The organism is Fretibacterium fastidiosum (genome assembly GCF_964642095.1).
Classification (GTDB): Bacteria; Synergistota; Synergistia; order Synergistales; family Aminobacteriaceae; genus Fretibacterium; species Fretibacterium fastidiosum.
The window spans coordinates 1,229,302-1,244,420 of the sequence record NZ_OZ209244.1 but is presented as its reverse complement, the minus strand read 5'-3'; the positions used below and the strand labels follow the sequence as shown (position 1 = coordinate 1,244,420).

Annotated in this window: 15 protein-coding genes; 1 reads left to right on the top strand and 14 read right to left on the bottom strand. The window is 65.3% G+C overall.

Features of this window, described 5'->3' with window-relative positions:
- Positions 1 to 3: 3 nt before the first annotated feature.
- From cas7b to ACK28C_RS05365, 10 genes are all read right to left on the bottom strand, one after another.
- Entirely contained in the window at positions 4 to 912 is a 909-nt protein-coding gene (gene cas7b / locus ACK28C_RS05410; RefSeq protein WP_015556823.1) for a type I-B CRISPR-associated protein Cas7/Csh2, read from the bottom strand.
- Between the two features lies 1 nt (position 913).
- Positions 914 to 1,366 (bottom strand): TM1802 family CRISPR-associated protein, encoded by a 453-nt coding sequence (locus tag ACK28C_RS05405; protein ID WP_279369734.1) that lies wholly within the window; start codon positions 1,364 to 1,366, stop codon positions 914 to 916.
- Positions 1,363 to 2,943, bottom strand: coding sequence for a TM1802 family CRISPR-associated protein (locus tag ACK28C_RS05400; protein WP_208873514.1), 1,581 nt, complete (start codon positions 2,941 to 2,943; stop codon positions 1,363 to 1,365). The genes ACK28C_RS05405 and ACK28C_RS05400 overlap by 4 nt, the downstream gene beginning before the upstream one ends.
- Before the next feature lie 185 nt (positions 2,944 to 3,128).
- Complete coding sequence (gene cas6, locus ACK28C_RS05395) at positions 3,129 to 3,887, bottom strand: CRISPR-associated endoribonuclease Cas6 (protein WP_208873512.1); 759 nt, start codon at positions 3,885 to 3,887, stop codon at positions 3,129 to 3,131.
- Positions 3,888 to 4,381: 494 nt separating this feature from the next.
- Positions 4,382 to 5,938 (bottom strand): citrate lyase subunit alpha, encoded by a 1,557-nt coding sequence (gene citF / locus ACK28C_RS05390; protein WP_015556821.1) that lies wholly within the window; start codon positions 5,936 to 5,938, stop codon positions 4,382 to 4,384.
- A 1-nt stretch (position 5,939) separates the two neighbouring features.
- Entirely contained in the window at positions 5,940 to 6,851 is a 912-nt protein-coding gene (locus tag ACK28C_RS05385) for an aldolase/citrate lyase family protein (RefSeq protein WP_015556820.1), read from the bottom strand.
- A complete protein-coding gene (gene citD / locus ACK28C_RS05380) occupies positions 6,848 to 7,156 on the bottom strand; it encodes a citrate lyase acyl carrier protein (protein ID WP_015556819.1) in 309 nt (102 codons plus the stop codon). Before citD ends, ACK28C_RS05385 begins: the two co-directional genes overlap by 4 nt.
- 76 nt (positions 7,157 to 7,232) lie before the next feature.
- Positions 7,233 to 8,741 carry a tripartite tricarboxylate transporter permease gene (locus ACK28C_RS05375; RefSeq protein ID WP_015556818.1) on the bottom strand — a complete coding sequence of 503 codons (1,509 nt, stop codon included), beginning with the start codon at positions 8,739 to 8,741 and terminating at the stop codon, positions 7,233 to 7,235.
- 23 nt (positions 8,742 to 8,764) lie between these two features.
- Positions 8,765 to 9,310 carry a tripartite tricarboxylate transporter TctB family protein gene (locus ACK28C_RS05370; protein WP_208873510.1) on the bottom strand — a complete coding sequence of 182 codons (546 nt, stop codon included), beginning with the start codon at positions 9,308 to 9,310 and terminating at the stop codon, positions 8,765 to 8,767.
- Between the two features lie 78 nt (positions 9,311 to 9,388).
- Positions 9,389 to 10,378 carry a tripartite tricarboxylate transporter substrate binding protein gene (locus ACK28C_RS05365; protein WP_208873509.1) on the bottom strand — a complete coding sequence of 330 codons (990 nt, stop codon included), beginning with the start codon at positions 10,376 to 10,378 and terminating at the stop codon, positions 9,389 to 9,391.
- 211 nt (positions 10,379 to 10,589) lie between these two features.
- On the opposite strand from ACK28C_RS05365, the gene ACK28C_RS05360 reads away from it, so the two are divergent.
- Positions 10,590 to 11,429 (top strand): P-loop NTPase, encoded by an 840-nt coding sequence (locus tag ACK28C_RS05360; protein ID WP_015556817.1) that lies wholly within the window; start codon positions 10,590 to 10,592, stop codon positions 11,427 to 11,429.
- A 44-nt stretch (positions 11,430 to 11,473) separates the two neighbouring features.
- On the opposite strand, the gene ACK28C_RS05355 is transcribed toward ACK28C_RS05360, so the two are convergent.
- Genes ACK28C_RS05355 through ACK28C_RS05340 form a run of 4 tightly spaced genes read right to left on the bottom strand, consistent with a single transcriptional unit; the run spans position 11,474 to position 14,868 of the window.
- Positions 11,474 to 12,247: a phosphate ABC transporter ATP-binding protein gene (locus ACK28C_RS05355; RefSeq protein WP_208873508.1), complete on the bottom strand. Its 774-nt coding sequence runs from the start codon at positions 12,245 to 12,247 to the stop codon at positions 11,474 to 11,476.
- Positions 12,244 to 13,152 (bottom strand): PstA family ABC transporter permease, encoded by a 909-nt coding sequence (locus ACK28C_RS05350; RefSeq protein WP_015556816.1) that lies wholly within the window; start codon positions 13,150 to 13,152, stop codon positions 12,244 to 12,246. Before ACK28C_RS05350 ends, ACK28C_RS05355 begins: the two co-directional genes overlap by 4 nt.
- Entirely contained in the window at positions 13,149 to 14,024 is an 876-nt protein-coding gene (locus tag ACK28C_RS05345; RefSeq protein ID WP_243440646.1) for a PstC family ABC transporter permease, read from the bottom strand. The genes ACK28C_RS05350 and ACK28C_RS05345 overlap by 4 nt, the downstream gene beginning before the upstream one ends.
- A gap of 4 nt (positions 14,025 to 14,028) precedes the next feature.
- Positions 14,029 to 14,868: a phosphate ABC transporter substrate-binding protein gene (locus ACK28C_RS05340; protein WP_208873507.1), complete on the bottom strand. Its 840-nt coding sequence runs from the start codon at positions 14,866 to 14,868 to the stop codon at positions 14,029 to 14,031.
- Between the last annotated feature and the right edge of the window lie 251 nt (positions 14,869 to 15,119).

The following is a 15,119-nucleotide window of genomic DNA, read 5'->3' as shown; positions in this document are numbered from 1 at the left end:
GGCTCACCTCGCTTCCAGTGCCAGCTTCCCTCCAAGAAGGGCCTTCAATTCCTCAAGCCCCTTGACCTTCAGATCCATTTCATGCAGGATTCTTACCCGTTCCACATCCTGTGAGACCCGGCTCAGGGCGGAGGACAGAGCCGTGATGTCGAGGAGCGCCTCGTCGCAGGAACGAAGGGCAAGCTGTTCGTCGGCGCTCAGGCTGTGCCCGTCCGCCCCCAGGAGCCTGACCTTCTCGTCCATCGCCCCAATAATGCCGTCAAAGCCCTTTGCGTAGCGCACCTCCAGCAGAAAGCGCGGCATATGCCCCACCTTGCTGCGGGTGATCAGGTTGGCGGTCCCCTTCCAGAGAGCCGAGAAGAGGGCCTCGAGATCCTCGTCGGTCGCTCCCGTGGTCAGGGAAGCATACTGGTTGGCGATCGCATAATCCGCAATGAGGACGAAAGGGACGATGTACTCGCTCCGGAAGGAACGCTGTTCACTGCCTTCTTTGGTGGCGAAGGCAGCCGTCCCCTGAACGGTCTCGACCGCAGCGCGGTGAAGCGAACGGCCCCACTTGAACTGCACGGGCCCCGTCCAGGCAAAAGATTCACTGCCCAAAGCAAAGGTCACGCCAAAAAGCCTCGTGTCGATACAACGCGACAACGCTTCTTTCCCCGTTGTCACCCCCAGCTTTTCCTTAAGCTCCGCCACGCGGCTCTTGAGGGTTTTGGTCTCCCCATCGACGAAGACATCCCGCCCTTCTATCAGCCATTGGTCGCGCACCGTCCTCTTGACGCGGACGTCGGAGACCAGTATCTGGCCGCTGTCATCGTCGAAACGGGGATGGTTCGCATTGAGCGGGTCCCCGTTGGGATTGGCGTCCTTCACGCTGTAGACGAACAGAAATTCCCGGCGCTGCTCAAACGACATTTTAATTTTCCTCCTCTCCCGACTCCAAATCCTGGCTCATGCCCTCTTCTTCCGCCTGTTTCCTGAAAATCCTGCCGAAGAAATAATCCGGTGCGTTCAGAAAGGCAATGGAAAAGGCGAAGTTGCCCTCCACTCCCAGCTCTTGCGGTTCTCCCTCCATCAGCAGCTTTCCCGCCTCGGCGCAAAGGGATTCGATCATCCCGGCATAGGATATGTTGTAAACCCTGCCCAACTCCGGGACACGCGCCATCAGGCGCAGGAGGTCCCGACGCTGCATCCGTCCAAAGTGCAGCTGCTTGTACATGGGAGAGGCATCGATGGGGCCTCCTTTCCCCACCTGCCCGCGCGAGATCATCCCCAAAACCAGACCGGCAAGAAAAATTCCCCTGCCTTCCATTTTTTGAAGATAAGGGTCCTGAAAATCCTCAAAAAAATCCAGACGCAAGACGATCACCCCTTTTTCCTGATCTGCCGCTCCCCACCGTCGGGAACGGACTGAACGCTCTCGTTGGCCCTGTACAGGAAATCCGCGATGGCATTCCATCGCCGCGCCGTCGCAGCGCTGTATCTCGCCACCCAATCGGAATCCGCGCACAGGCCCTGCAGGCGGGATACGACAGCACCCTTCACCCTCTCGATTTCGACGCGCTCCCCGCTGAGAAGGCAGCCGATCAGGCCCAAAAGCCAATCGCGCAGAACTGCGGCATCTCCGTCATTTTTTCCGGCCAGCCCCGTCAGCGTTCCCAAAATGGTCCGAATACCCTGATACAGAGTAACGGCGTTCGGGTCCGCCCCCGCCTCGTCCGCCTCCGGGGCAAAACGTCCCTTCCGGGCGAACAGAGCGGTCGCGAAAACCGTTTGGCGCCACAGATCGTTCAGCCTGCGCAATCTAGAGGGCGGTACGTCCTCCACCATCAGCAGGAGCCTCTCCTGGGCCTGATTCTGTTCCCAGAACACGAAATGGTAGGTCAGGCTGTCCTCCTGCTCCAGCACGCGCTCGGCCAGAAAGGGCTCGTTCTGCAGGCCGGCCTGGAGGAAGTCCTTCGTTTTTTGCTCCAAATACTTCTGATTGACGTTCCCCATCAACAATTCGGGAACCGTATAGATCCTGACGTTATAGACGCTCTTGGCGTCCAGGAACTTCGCGTCGATGACGTTGCGCCCCTCGGAGAGGAGACGGTAGCAGTTGCCGCAGAGAGGAAAGACCTTGGCCTTCGAGGCATCGCCGTCCTCAAGCCCCGGCAGGAAGCTTTTCTTGTCAAACGTCGCAAAGGCAAAGACCTTGTCCATATTGACCGGAGCGGAAGTCGGTTCGTGACACACCCCACAGGGCACACTGCGTTGTTGTCCGTTTTGGGCAGGCCTTGACTCCGCTCCGGAAATACCGGCAAGCCGGGAACGAAAATGGGCAAGAAAGGCAGGGGTATCCACAGGATAGAAAAAACGCTCCGGGTCGGACGCGCCAAAAATCAGGAGATAGGACCTTTTTTTGTCCGACCAAAGCTCAGCCAACCGCTCTACCCTTTCGACAAGGGCGTCCATGATGCGGTCCACGCTGCCCGGCGATAAGACACCCTGCTCCTCAAAGGCCAACAGCGTCGATTTGTGGAGTTTGAAGAATCGTGAACTCCTGTCGTCCTTCCAATTTCCATCTCCCATCAAGGCCTTTTGGCCGTCCGCCACCCCCTTGCCCAGCTTGTAGAGCGGCGAATACCGCCACGTCGCAGCCGGGCTTACAGGATCCCGGTAGAGATAGCGGCGCTTCTTCGCTCGATCATCGCCCCCTCCTCCCCAAAAGTCCGCGATCTCGATCTTTCGGATTCCCCTCACATCGAGGCACTCCGCCTTGCTATCCGGCACGTCCAGCCAGATCTGGAGTTCCTTTCCCGGCAGTCGCCGTGCCGATTCATCGTCGGATTCGATCAAATCCATCGGCATCTGGCAAAAACTGTCGACGTCCGCGAACTCGCCACTCCCTGACCGCTCCAACTCCCTGCGCCCCAGCGCATGCAGCGCGTCAACGAAACCCAAAACAACACCTCCTTGAACTGAAGCTCATTCCCTTCAAAACAAGTCTAATGCACCCTCATGAAAATGTCAATATTTAGTGGTTTGTTTTATCCCTTTTATCAGGAAGTTTTAAAGAAACATGATGAAACAAACCACGTTTCCAGCCCTACATCAGGAAACGTCCTGCGGACGCAGGCTTTCGTCCTCTACTCCTTCGTCACGCACCCCCATCCCGCGCTGTTCTTCGCGCCCAGGCCGCAGTCAAGGGCAACCTGCAAAAGCTCCCGCGGCCCTTCGAGGCGGAAGCGTCCGTCCCATCCCTTGATGGGGAAGCGGGTCTTGGGGCTGAAGAGCGCCGCGCGCTCGCGGACCTTGCCCAGGGGCTTGACGCTCACGTCCCCGCTGGGCGGCTCGCGGTCCGGATACAGGGCCCGGAACTTGCGCAGCAGGTTGTTGTGGACCGAGACGGCAAAGGCCGGGTCCTCCGGCGCCAGGTAGACGGTGTAGGGCCTGCCCTCCCGCTCCGTCTGGGAGTAGCAGGAGATGGGCGAGAGCGTCCGAACCGTCAGGCTCTCCCCTTTCGCCCACTGCTGCTCCGCAAGGACGCGGCTGCAGAGGACGACGTTGTTGCCGATGCGAAGCTCCCGCGCGGCCAGAGCGCCCCCAGCGACGCCGTCCATGGTGTCCGTCACGGGCGTCGAGATCACCAGCCGGACGGGCAGGGGGAAGCGAACCGCCTCCGCCTCGAAGCTCGGCATGCGGGCCGCGATGGGCCAGCTCATGGCAAAGAGCTTCATCCGCCGTCCATAGACGCGGTAGCCCTCGTCGTGCAGGAACGCCGCCCGATCCGGCGGCAGAACGGAGTAGATCAGGGACTGAAACAGGTGCAGGTTGGAGCGCGGGACGCGGATAAAGGCGTCCTCCGCCCCACGATCGGGCGCTTCAAACCACAGGGTGATGTGCACGGAAATTCCTCCCTCCATCGGGCAATATCAGGCCGCTCCTATTGTACAAAATCGGGGGACAAAATCAACGCGACGATACAAGCCGGTGCAAGCCAACACAAAACGGGGGACGCCCTTCGGCGTCCCCCGCGTGCGGCCGGCGGCCCTGCGAGCCGCACCTTATACCAATTCGCGTTTAAAGAAGGGCAAGAAAGGCCCCCCCTGCAGGGGGGCTACCCCGAAGGGGCTGGGACTGACGGCCCGTGAGCGGTAGCGAACGGCAGCCGGAAGGCTCCCCGAAGGGGAGGGGTGTTTTTCATAAGACGCGCCTGTCTGACATTCCCCGTCAACGCCTCCACAAGGCAATCAATTGCCTTGTGGAGGCACAGCCGACCGACACGACGCCGACCGCCTGTCGGCGTCCGTAAGTCGTGTCGTCTGGCTGAACCCCTCCGCCGCCCTTGGCGGCACCTCCCCTTTCAGGGGAGGCAATCCACATTAGACGCGATTTGGTATTAAAGTGGTTCGTAGGGCATGACCTCCCGCACCACGTCCAGGATGCTGCCGTCCCGCGCCTCCAGGATGGCGACGACCCGGTCCTTCCACCGCAGCGGGTCCGGCCGGCCCACCAGCGCATAGGCCTTCTCCTGAAGCGCCTTGATGGGCACGTGCCGGATGCCCGCCTTGTCCAGACACTCGACGATATCCTGCCGGGCAGGGTTCACCGCCGTGCCGTAGTCCGTCACCAAAACGTCCACGCAGTCCCCCGGCGTCGTGACGGTCACGACGCTCTCGCAGACCGTGGGCATGCGCCCGCGCGTCAGGGGCGTCACGATGATGCAGCACCTGGCGGAGGCCGCCGTGTCCGGGTGCCCGCCCGGCGCGCCCCGCAGAACGCCGTCCGATCCCGTGATGACGTTGACGTTGAAGTCCGTGTCCACCTCCAGAGCCGCGAGGACGACGAAGTCCAGCTTGTTGATCAGCGCGCCCTTGTTGGCCGGGTTGGCGTACTCGCTGGCGGAGATCTCAAAGTGGTGGGGGCTCTTCCCGATGTGCTCGATGGCGGCGACGTCGAAGTCCTGAGTGTCGAGGATCGCGTCCACCAGCCCCTTGTCCATCAGCTCGCAGATGGAGCCCGTGATGCCGCCGATGGCCCACCGCATCCGGATGCCGCGCTCGCGCATCAGGGGCTCGATGAAGCGGTTCACGGCCAGGGAGGGCCCGCCCGCCCCCGTCTGAAAGCTGAAGCCGTCCTTGAACCAGGGCGTGGCGGCCATGACCTTCGCCGCCGTCTCCGCCATCATCAGGTCCCTGGGGTTCTGGGTCATGCGCGCTGCGGCCGTGGCGATCTTCTTTGGGTCCCCGATCTCGTCCACCTTGACGACGTAATCCACGTCGATGCCGTGAATGCTGGCGGGGAAGTTGGGATAGGGGACCAGCGTGTCCGTGACGACGACCACCCTGTCGGCGTACTCCGCGTCCGCCATGGCGTAGGACAGCACGCCGCAGTCGCTGCGCCCGCCCACGGCCCGCGCGTTGCCGCACTCGTCGGAGGTCGGCGCGCCGATGAAGGCCACGTCGATGTGAACCTCCCCCTCCTCGATGGCGCGGACCCGTCCGCCGTGGCTGCGCAGGATGGCGGGCGTCCTCAGCCTGCCCTGGGAGACCACCTCCCCCATCCGGCCCCGGATGCCGCTGGTCTGCAGCCCCGTCACGATGCCCTCCTCGATGTAACGGGCGATCGGGTCGTGGGCGGCGCCCAGGCTGGAGGCCGCGATGGTGACGTCCCGGATGCCCAGCTCCGCCACCTCCTTCATCACCAGGTTGGCGACGTAGTCGCCGTCCCGGAAGTGGTGGTGGAAGGAGATCGTCATGCCGTCCCTCAGCCCGCACCGCTGAATGGCCTCCCGAAGGCTCCCCACCAGCTTGCTTCCCTGGGGCTTCTCGCCGATGCGCGTGCGCGGGCCCCGCTTCTTCAGGAGCTCGCCGTCGCGGTGCCCCGCACCCTGGTAGACCTTCCAGCCCTCCTTCAGCAGCTCGTCGGGTATCTCTCTGCCGACTGCGTTCTTCATCCTAAAGGTCCCCCTCGTACACACCGCTCGCCTTGGCAAGCCGGATCACGCGCTCCGCTCCGGGGACGAAGGCCACGTCGACCATCTTGCCGTTGATCGTAAAGACGCCGACGCCCTTATCCGCGTTCTCGCGGAAGGCTCGAACGATCTTCTCCGCGTCCGCGATCTCCCTCTGCGTGGGGGCCAGCATCTCGTGGACGATCGAGATCTGGCGGGGGTTGATCAGGGACTTTCCGTCAAAGCCCATGTCCTTGTTCTGCTGGACCTCCGCGCGGAAGCCCTCGTCGTCGTCCAGGTTGGTGAACACCGTGTCGAAGCACTGCACCCCCGCCGCCCGCGCGGCGATGAGCAGGTGCCCCCGGGCCGCCAGCATCTCGATGCCGCCCGGCACCACCTTGACCTGCATACACTTTCGGTAGTCGCCGCCCGATATCGCGACGCCGAAGAGCCGCGGCGACGCCGTGCAGATCTCATAGGCGTTCAGGACGCCCTTGGGGCTCTCGATGGCCGCCATGAGCAGCGTCCGCCCCTCCTCGACGCCAAACTCGCGCTCCGCGGCCAGCGTCGCCTCCTCCACGGCCCGGACGTCCTGAGCGCTCTCGGTCTTGGCGATGCGGAGCCCGTCGGCGCCCCCCGCCACGCAGACGCGGACGTCCTCGCGCCAGTGGGGCGTATCCAGCCCGTTGATGCGGACGATGACCTCCGTGTCCCCGTAATCGACCTCCTTCAGCGCATGGTACAGCGAGAAGCGGGCGGAGTCCTTCTGGTTCTCCGCCACGGCGTCCTCCAGGTCCAGCATGATGGAGTCCGCGCCGTAGACGTAGGCGTCCTTGATCAGGCCGGGCCTCTGTGCGTTCATGAACAGCATCGTCCGGCGCAGGCGAAACCGCTCCGGCTTGGGGCGCGGGATCATCGCACATCACCTCCCCAGGGAATCCTGTCGTCCGGGCCGCACCCGCAGCCACGGTAGTAGGCGCACTCGATGCGCGCCTTGATGGTGCAGTCCAGCGCGCCGTGGTCGTTCACGGTGACGCCGGCGTTCCTCACGCCCAGGCGCTCCAGCGTGGCGAGCGTCGTCTCCCGAATCTGCCGCCCGTACTGCTTCAGGACCGTGCTCTCCAAAAGGAGCTTGATCCCGCCGGAGTCGGCCGGCTCAAGGGTGACCATGACGTCACTGGACTCCAGCGTGCCCGCCACCCCCGTCGTCTTCAGTTCCATCGCACACCTCCATGGACAAATTCGACGAACGCCCCCTTCCGGCAGCGTCCTCCGAGGTCAGAACGGCGCCGGCCCCTCACGCTTCGCCCTTGCAGCCCTTTTTGAAGAGGGGCGCAACCACCGGGTAGAGCAGCAGCACGACGCTGACGGCCATCAGCGTGCCGGCCACGGGGCGGGCGAACATCGCGGCGAGGTTCGCGTGGGAGAGGGTGAAGGCGCGGCTGAAGTTGCCCTCGCATATCGTGCCCAGCACGAGGCCCAGGATCAGCGCGGCGCTGTTGAAGCGGCAGGCGGAGAACGCCAGGCCGGCGATGCCCGCCACGGCCATGATCTTGACGTCCGCGATGCTCATGTTCGTGGCGTAGGAGCCGATGAGGGCCAGCATGATGATGATGGGCCCCAGGTAGGAGTACGGCACCGCCAGGACCTTGGCGAAGATCCGCGCGATGAAGATGGCCACCACGACCATCAGGATGTTCGTGACGAACATGGAGGCGAACGTCGCGCTGAGGTACTCCGGCTGGTTCTTCAGAAGGAGCGGCCCCAGTTGGACGCCCTTCAGGACCAGCGCGCTCATCATGACGGCCGCCGCGTTGCCGCCGGGGATGCCGAGCGAGAGCAGGGGCACCATGGAGCCGCCCGTGGCGGCGTTGTTCGCCGTCTCGGAGGCGGCGATGCCGTCGATGATGCCCGTGCCGAACTTCTCCGGGTACTTCGACAGCTTCGTCTCCGTCGAGTAGCACAGGAAGGAGGCGATGGTCGCCCCCGCCCCGGGCAGGATACCGATGATCGTGCCGATGACGGAACACCGCGCGAGGAGCCACTTGATGCCCCACCACTCGCTCACCGAGGGCATCTTCGTGCTGACGCTGCCGCCCCCCACGCCCTGCTCCGCCTTCAGGCGCCTGTCCGTCCCCGTCTGCTTCAGCACCTCCGTCACGGCAAAGATGCCGATGAGGACGGGGATCATCTCAAGCCCCGCGATCAGCTGCGTCGAGCCGAACGTCATGCGCTGCACGGCGTACATCGTGTCCTGCCCGACACAGGCCAGAAGCAGCCCCAGCAGGCCGGAGATCACCGTGCGGAGGATGTTCCTGGAGTCGAGGCAGGTCAGGATGGACAGCCCCATGAACGTGATGGCGAAGATATCCGCCGGACTGAAGGAGAGCGCCGCCTGCGTCAGCTGCGGGGAGAGCAGGAGCATACAGAACGCGGACACCAGACCGCCGATGGCCGAGCTGCCGAGCGCGATGCCGAGCGCCTTTCCCGCCTCGCCGCGCTGGGCCATGGGGTAGCCGTCGAACGTCGTGGGGGCGCTGGACGGCACGCCGGGTATCTTGAACAGGATCGCCGTGATGCTGCCGCCCGTGATGGAGGAACAGTAGACGGCGACCAGAAAGACGATGGCCGGAACGGGCTTCATGCTGTAGGTGAAGGGCAGGCCCAGGGCCACGGCCATCGTGGCGCTGACGCCCGGCAGCGCGCCGAAGAGCGTCCCCACGACGATGGCGAAGGCCATCATCATGAACGTATAGGGGTCCATCAGGACGCCGAACCCGCTCTGAAGCAATTCCCATGTGGACATTTTCTCTCACCTCCCGAAAGGATTTAGAAGATCGCGGCCTGCGCCCGCGCGATCAGCGACTCGACGTACAGGGCGAAATCCCGCGCCTGGGGGAGCGTGCCGCGAGGAAGGTTGACGGACAGGAGGACGCCGAACACCGCGTAGAGCAGCACGGTGACCGCCGCCGACAGGACGACGAGCCGCAGGACGCGGCGGTCGCCCAGGAGCAGCCCGTAGAGGAGGAGCATCAGGAAGCACGTCCCCATGAAGCCCAGCGGCTCCAGGGCAAAGCTGGCCCCCAGCACCAGGAGGATGCCCAGGAACGTGCGGCTCTTGAGGAACTCGGCGGAGCGGACCCCGAAGCCCCTCAGGGAGAAGTCCGGATTGTCCCGGTTCCTGCGGAGGATTCGGACGATGTTGACGGCGATGAAGACGAGCAGCAGGATGACGATGGCCTTGGGCCAGACGTCCGGGCTCAGCGCATACGGGTTTTTCTGAACCTTGACGGGGATCGGCGCCTCCGTCACGTGGAAGAAGTACACGTAGAGGAGCGCCAGCCACAAAAGCGCGTTGCAAATCAGCTCAAACAACGGTTCCGCACCCCTTCCCGGATACAGCAAAGGGGGTGGGGCAGAAAAGCCCCGGCCCCCTTCGTCAAAGGTTCTCCACTACTTCGCGTAGTAGTCCTTCTTCAGGACTTCCTCGGACTTCAGGTAGTCCGTGAAGGCCTTGTACTCGCTCTCGAAGAGCTGGCCAAACTCCTCAGGCCCGGCGAAGCCAGGGCGCTCGTCGTAGGCTCCGGCCTTCAGGAAGTCCTGCCATGTCTGCGTTTCGACGGCCTGTTTGACGGCCGCAAGCAGCGCGTCGATGGCCTCCTGGGGCGTCCCCTTCTTGGCGAAGATGCCGCGCCAGGTGCCGATGTAGGAGTTGATGCCCAGCTCGCCCGTGCACTGCATGTCCGGGTAGAGCTTCATGCGCTTCTCGCTGATGGCGCACAGCGGGACGATGTCCCCCGCCTTGATCAGACCCGCGATCTCGTCCGTGCCGGTGATCATCATGTCGATGTGCCCGCCGACGAGGGCCGAGTTCATCTCGGCGCCGCCGCCGTAGGCGACCTCGTTGACGGAGAGGCCCTCCAGCGTCTGGCGCAGGGAGGCGCCGTCCGCGCCCGTCACCGTCAACATGCCGACGCTCACCTCGTAGGGGTGCGCCTTGGCGTACTCGTACAGCTCGGAGAAGTTATGATAGCCCTTCGCCTCCATGGCCTTCTTCGAGCCGGCGATGATGTTGATGGAGTGGACCAGCTTCACGATGGGGATGAACTCGTCTTTGAAGTTCATGGACGTGGCACCCTGCAGGTCCTGCATGATCAGGCTCTGCGTGCCCAGCATGAAGGTGTAGCCATCGGCCGGCTGCTTGTAGGTGTACTCCACGCCGTTGACCCCGCTTCCGCCCTCGACGTTGACGACCTCCACCTGAACGCCCAGGATGTCCTTCAGCAGGGCGGCCATGGGCCGGAGCGTGCTGTCCGCGCCCCCGCCGACGCCCCAGGGGCAGACCAGGTCCACCTTGCGCTCGAACTTCCACTCCGCCGACGCCCCCGCCGCACCGACCGACACCAGCGCCAGCGCCAACAGCGCACACAGGAACTTTCTCACAACAAATTCCCTCCCTCTCCAAAACGACACAAGCTCCAGAAAATTGAAACGTGAAAGGATGGCCGCACCTCGCCGCCCGCGCGGCGCAGGTCGTCTTATATTATAATATGAGATGTCCGTTTTGACGAAGCCGCCCTCGTCTTTGAATCCGGTCTTTGAATTTTGAATTTAAGGATGCAGCGGCGGGCGAAACAGCAAAGGAGCAGGTCACATGAGCGAGCACTGCGATCACAACTGCGATCACTGCGCCGCGGGCTGCGCGGCGCCGGCGGCGGCGGCAAGGGCGGCAGCCAAACAGGAGAACAGGGTGGCGCGCGTGGTGGGCGTTGTCAGCGGCAAGGGCGGCGTCGGCAAATCCCTGGTGACCGCCCTCCTGGCCTCCGGGGGCAGGAGGCGGGGGATGCGGACGGGGATTTTGGACGCGGACATCACCGGCCCCTCCATCCCCAAGATGTTCGGCCTCCACGAGAAGGTCTTCTCCGATGGCAAGGCCATCCTCCCCGCCGTCACGCGGGACGGCACGGAGGTCATCTCCATGAATCTCTGCCTGCCACGGGAGGAGGACCCCGTCGTGTGGCGGGGGCCCGTCATCGCGGGGACGGTCACCCAGTTCTGGGAGGACGTGGACTGGGGGGAGCTGGACTGCCTGTTCGTGGACATGCCGCCCGGAACGGGCGACGTCCCCCTGACGGTCTTTCAGTCCCTCCCCGTGAGCGGCATCGTCGTCGTGACCTCGCCTCAGGAGCTCGTGGGGCTCATCGTGAAGAAGGCGTTTCACATGGCCCGCCTCATGAAGATCCCCGTCCTGGGCATCGTGGAGAACATGGCGTACTTCGAGTGCCCCGACTGCGGAAAGCGGCACCACATCTTCGGCCGCGGCCACGCGGGGGAGGAGGCCAGGGCCCTCGGCGTTGGTGCCGTGGCCCACATCCCCATGGACCCGCACTTTGCGGAGCTCTGCGACCGAGGGCGGGTCGAGGACCTGGAGGGTCCATGGCTCGACGATATCCTGGACGCGATCCAGCGGTCGGGCAAGGGGGCGCACGCCTAAAAGCCGGAGGAGAAGCGCCCTGCGCGTTACGCGCAGGGCGCTCCCTAGAAGACCTCGCGCACCAGGGAACCGTCGTCGATGGCCGCCCCCAGGGACGGAGCGTCGAAGGTGCGGAGCAGGCGCCCCTCGGCCAGCACGACGGCGAAGTCCGCCAGGCGGCGCGCCTGGGTCAGGCTGTGGGACACCAGGACGATGGAGACGCGGTCCCTCATGGACAGGAGCATGTCCTCGATCCGCGCCGCCGCGGCCCGATCCAGGGAGGAGGTCGGCTCGTCCAGCAGCAGGAGCTCCGGCCCCAGGGTCAGCGCCCGCGCCAGACAGAGGCGCTGCTGCTGCCCACCGGAGAGGGAGGCTGCGGGGGCGTCCAGCCGGTCCCGCACCTCGTCCCAGAGGCCCGTCTGCTCCAGGGCCCCCTGGAGCTTCTCTCGAACCTCCTGCCTCGAGGGTCGCGCGGAGGACGCCAGCTCAAGAGGCAGGGTCAGGTTGCGCCGGATGCTCATCGGCAAGGGGTTGGGGGACTGAAAGACCATGCCCACCCGCCGCCTCAACTCGTGCGGGGAGGGCGCGCCGTCCCCCCGCGTGGGGCGCATCGCCCCGCCCAGCAGGACGCGAACCTCTCCCTCCTCCTCATACCCTTCGAAACACTCGTTCAGCCGATTGATGGAGCGCAGCAGCGTGGACTTCCCGGACCCGGACCGTCCCAGGATGACGCTGATCCTTCGCGCCGGGAAGCGGACGTCCAGGCCCTTCAGCACCGGCCGCCCGAAGAAGGACACGGCGAGGCCGCGGAGTTCCGCGCAGGACGAGAGGTCGTTCACGCTCCGATCCCTCCCCTCCCGGCCGCACCCCGCCAGCGCTGCGTCAGCCGTCCCTGCAGCGCACGCGCGCCCAGGATCAGCGCCGCAGAGAGCAGGAGCAGGACGGAGGCCGTGCCAAACCCCTGAGACAGCTCCTCCGGCCCCGAATACTGCGCCGCGGTGTAGTAGACCTTAAAGGGGAGCGCCTCGAACTTGGAGGTCAGCCCTGCGGGCAGCCCCGCGTTAGCCACGGCCCCCGTCAGCATGATGACGGCCGTGTCCTCCATGGCGCGCCCCATCGCCAGGATGACTCCGCCCAGGATCCCAGGAGCGGCCGCAGGCAGCAGCAGACGAAGGACGGCCTGTCCCCGTGTCATGCCCAGGGCGCTGGCCGTGAGCGTCAGCCCCTGGGGCAGCGCCTCCAGGGCGGCCCGGACCGACGTCACCAGCACGGGCAGGACCAAAACGGCGAGGCAGAAGGCCGCCAGCAGCAGGCAGGTGGTCCCCTGCGGCAGGAACGTCCGGCGCAGCAGGATGATCAGTTGAAGGCCGAAGAGCCCCATCACGATGGAGGGGACCCCCGCCAGCACGTCCACGCACCCGCCGATCCAGTCCCTCTCCCTGCGCCCCGCGAAGCAGGCCAGGTAGACGCCGCAGGCCAGGCCCGGCGCCAACGCCAGGGACATCGTGACGGCCAGCAGGAACAGCGTCCCCGCAGCCGCGGGCCAGATGCCGCCCCACACGGGCCGGACCGCGAGGATCGCATCGAGGGGGGGCGTGCTGCCGAAGAACAGCCTCAGGTTCACCGCAGGGAGCCCCCGCACCAGCAGGAAGAGGACCAGCCCCGACAGGGAGAGGAGCGTCCCCAGCATCGCGGTCCACCCCAGGGCCAGCAGGAGCTTCTCCCGAAGAAAGCGCGCCCTCATGGCCTGACGTCCCCCGACGCCTCCCGGGACAGGCGCCGGGCCGCCAGGCTGAACGCGGCGCAGGCCAGGAGGAGCAGCGCCCCCGCCAGGAGCAGCGACAGGTGCTCGCCGCCGCCGATGTCGCTCGACAGGACCAGGGCGATGTGGGCCGTGAGCGTTCGCATGGAGCTCAGGGGCGAGAGGGCGAACTGGATGGCGTTGCCGGCCAGCATCGTGGGGATCAGCGCGTCCCCCAGCGCACGGCCCAGGCCCAGCACGGCGGCGGACAGCATGGAGCGCTTCGCCAGGGGCAGGGCGACGCGGCTCAGGCACTCCAGGGGCGTCATGCCCAGGGCGGCCGCGGTCAGCGACGTCTGCGCCACCAAGCTCCGGACCGCGCCGTCCATGACGAAGGTCATGGTGGGCAGGCCCTGGAGCGTCAGGATGAGGCACGCCGCCAGCCAGCAGAAGCCCGTCCCTCCCAGAGCCCCACGGATAAGCGGCACGAGGAGGAAGACGGCGGCGAAGCCGTAGACCACGGTGGGCACCGCCGTCATCAGCCTCAAACACCCCATCAGGAGGGCCGCGAGGGGACGCGGCGCTATGCCGTTCAGCATACAGCAGCAGCCCAGCGACAGGAGCCAGCCCAGGAGGAGCGAGGAGAGCGCCAGCAGGACCGAGGCGTGGACCATGGGCAGGATGCCGAAGCGGCCTCCTGCCGGGTTCCAGAGGCGCCCCAGGAGGGCCAGGCCCCGCCCCTCCAGCAGGGCGGCGAGGCCCGAGATCAGGATGAAGGCGATGACGGTCCCCAGGAGGCCCGACACGGAGAGCGCCAGGGCGCGCAGGAGGACGGGGACCTCCCGGTCCCCGTCCCGAACGGCTCCACAGCGCACGGCGCTACTTCCCCGACCTGGGGATGGGGATGTAGCCGCTCTTCTCGATGATCTTCGCCCCCGCGTCGCTGTAGATATAGTCGATGAAGGCCGCCGTGAGGCCCGAAGGCTCTCCCCTGGTGTTCATGAAGAGCTGGCGCACGACGGGGTACTCACCGGACGCCGCGTTCTCCTGGGAGGGGACGTGCCCGTCGATGGCAACCCCGGCGATGGTCTGATCCAGGTGTCCGATGCCCACGTAGCCGATGGCCCGCGGGTCCTGGGCGATGGCGGTCTTCATCGCGCCGTTGGAGCTCACGACGTTGACCGTGGGGGCCAGCTCCGCCTTGCCCAGCAGCTTATCGGTGAAGGTCTCCCTCGTGCCGCTGCCGTCCTCGCGTCCGTAGACGTCGATGGCTCCAGGCTCTCCGCCCAGGTCCTTCCAGTCCTTGATCTCGCCGGTGTAAATCTTTGCCACCTGCTCCCCCGTCAAGCTCTTGACCGGATTGTCCGGGTGAACCGCCAGAGCCACCCCGTCGATGGCGAAGGGGTGGCTCTTGAGCCCGTACTGCTCGACCTCCTTCTCCTTGAGGGGGCGGCCCGTGTTGCCGATGCCGGCCAGGCCCTCGCCAACCTGTTTGACCCCGACGCCGCTGCCGCCGCCAGCAACGGTGATGCGGATCTTCGGGTTGAAAGTCATGATGTCCTGGGCCGCCTGAGTCATCACGGGGATGTGGGCCGTCCCTCCGGCGATGTCCAGCGTGCCCTCGAGGTCCTTGAAGGCGTCGAGGGGCTCGGCCTCCGCCACGGCGGCGGCCAGGAGCAGAGCGCACAGGGCAAAAACTCTTCCAAACGTCTTGAGCATGGTTTTCGTTCCTTTCCGTATCTTCGTCATTTCTCTTGTGACCTTTCGCAACGTTTCTCTCGCTTTGGCCTCGTCGAAACGGCGAGCCGCCTTCCTATTCGGGCAAGCCGCAGCGCACCGCGCGTCCCCGTGGGAGGACGCGCCGGAGGCTTATTCCACTTTCCCATCATCCATCCGTCGACGAGCAGCCAGCCGCAACGAGGGCGTGCACAGCCAGACGTCGGGCAGGGCGGGCAAAAACGACGAAGGAT

Bases quoted from the DNA above. Each gene is read 5' to 3' on its own strand.
- cas7b (WP_015556823.1), bottom strand. From the start codon at position 912: ATGTCGTTTGAGCAGCGCCGGGAATTTCTGTTCGTCTACAGCGTGAAG.
- citF (WP_015556821.1), bottom strand. From the start codon at position 5,938: ATGAAGAACGCAGTCGGCAGAGAGATACCCGACGAGCTGCTGAAGGAG.
- ACK28C_RS05385 (WP_015556820.1), bottom strand. From the start codon at position 6,851: ATGATCCCGCGCCCCAAGCCGGAGCGGTTTCGCCTGCGCCGGACGATG.
- citD (WP_015556819.1), bottom strand. From the start codon at position 7,156: ATGGAACTGAAGACGACGGGGGTGGCGGGCACGCTGGAGTCCAGTGAC.
- ACK28C_RS05375 (WP_015556818.1), bottom strand. From the start codon at position 8,741: ATGTCCACATGGGAATTGCTTCAGAGCGGGTTCGGCGTCCTGATGGAC.
- ACK28C_RS05360 (WP_015556817.1), top strand. From the start codon at position 10,590: ATGAGCGAGCACTGCGATCACAACTGCGATCACTGCGCCGCGGGCTGC.
- ACK28C_RS05350 (WP_015556816.1), bottom strand. From the start codon at position 13,152: ATGAGGGCGCGCTTTCTTCGGGAGAAGCTCCTGCTGGCCCTGGGGTGG.
- ACK28C_RS05340 (WP_208873507.1), bottom strand. From the start codon at position 14,868: ATGCTCAAGACGTTTGGAAGAGTTTTTGCCCTGTGCGCTCTGCTCCTG.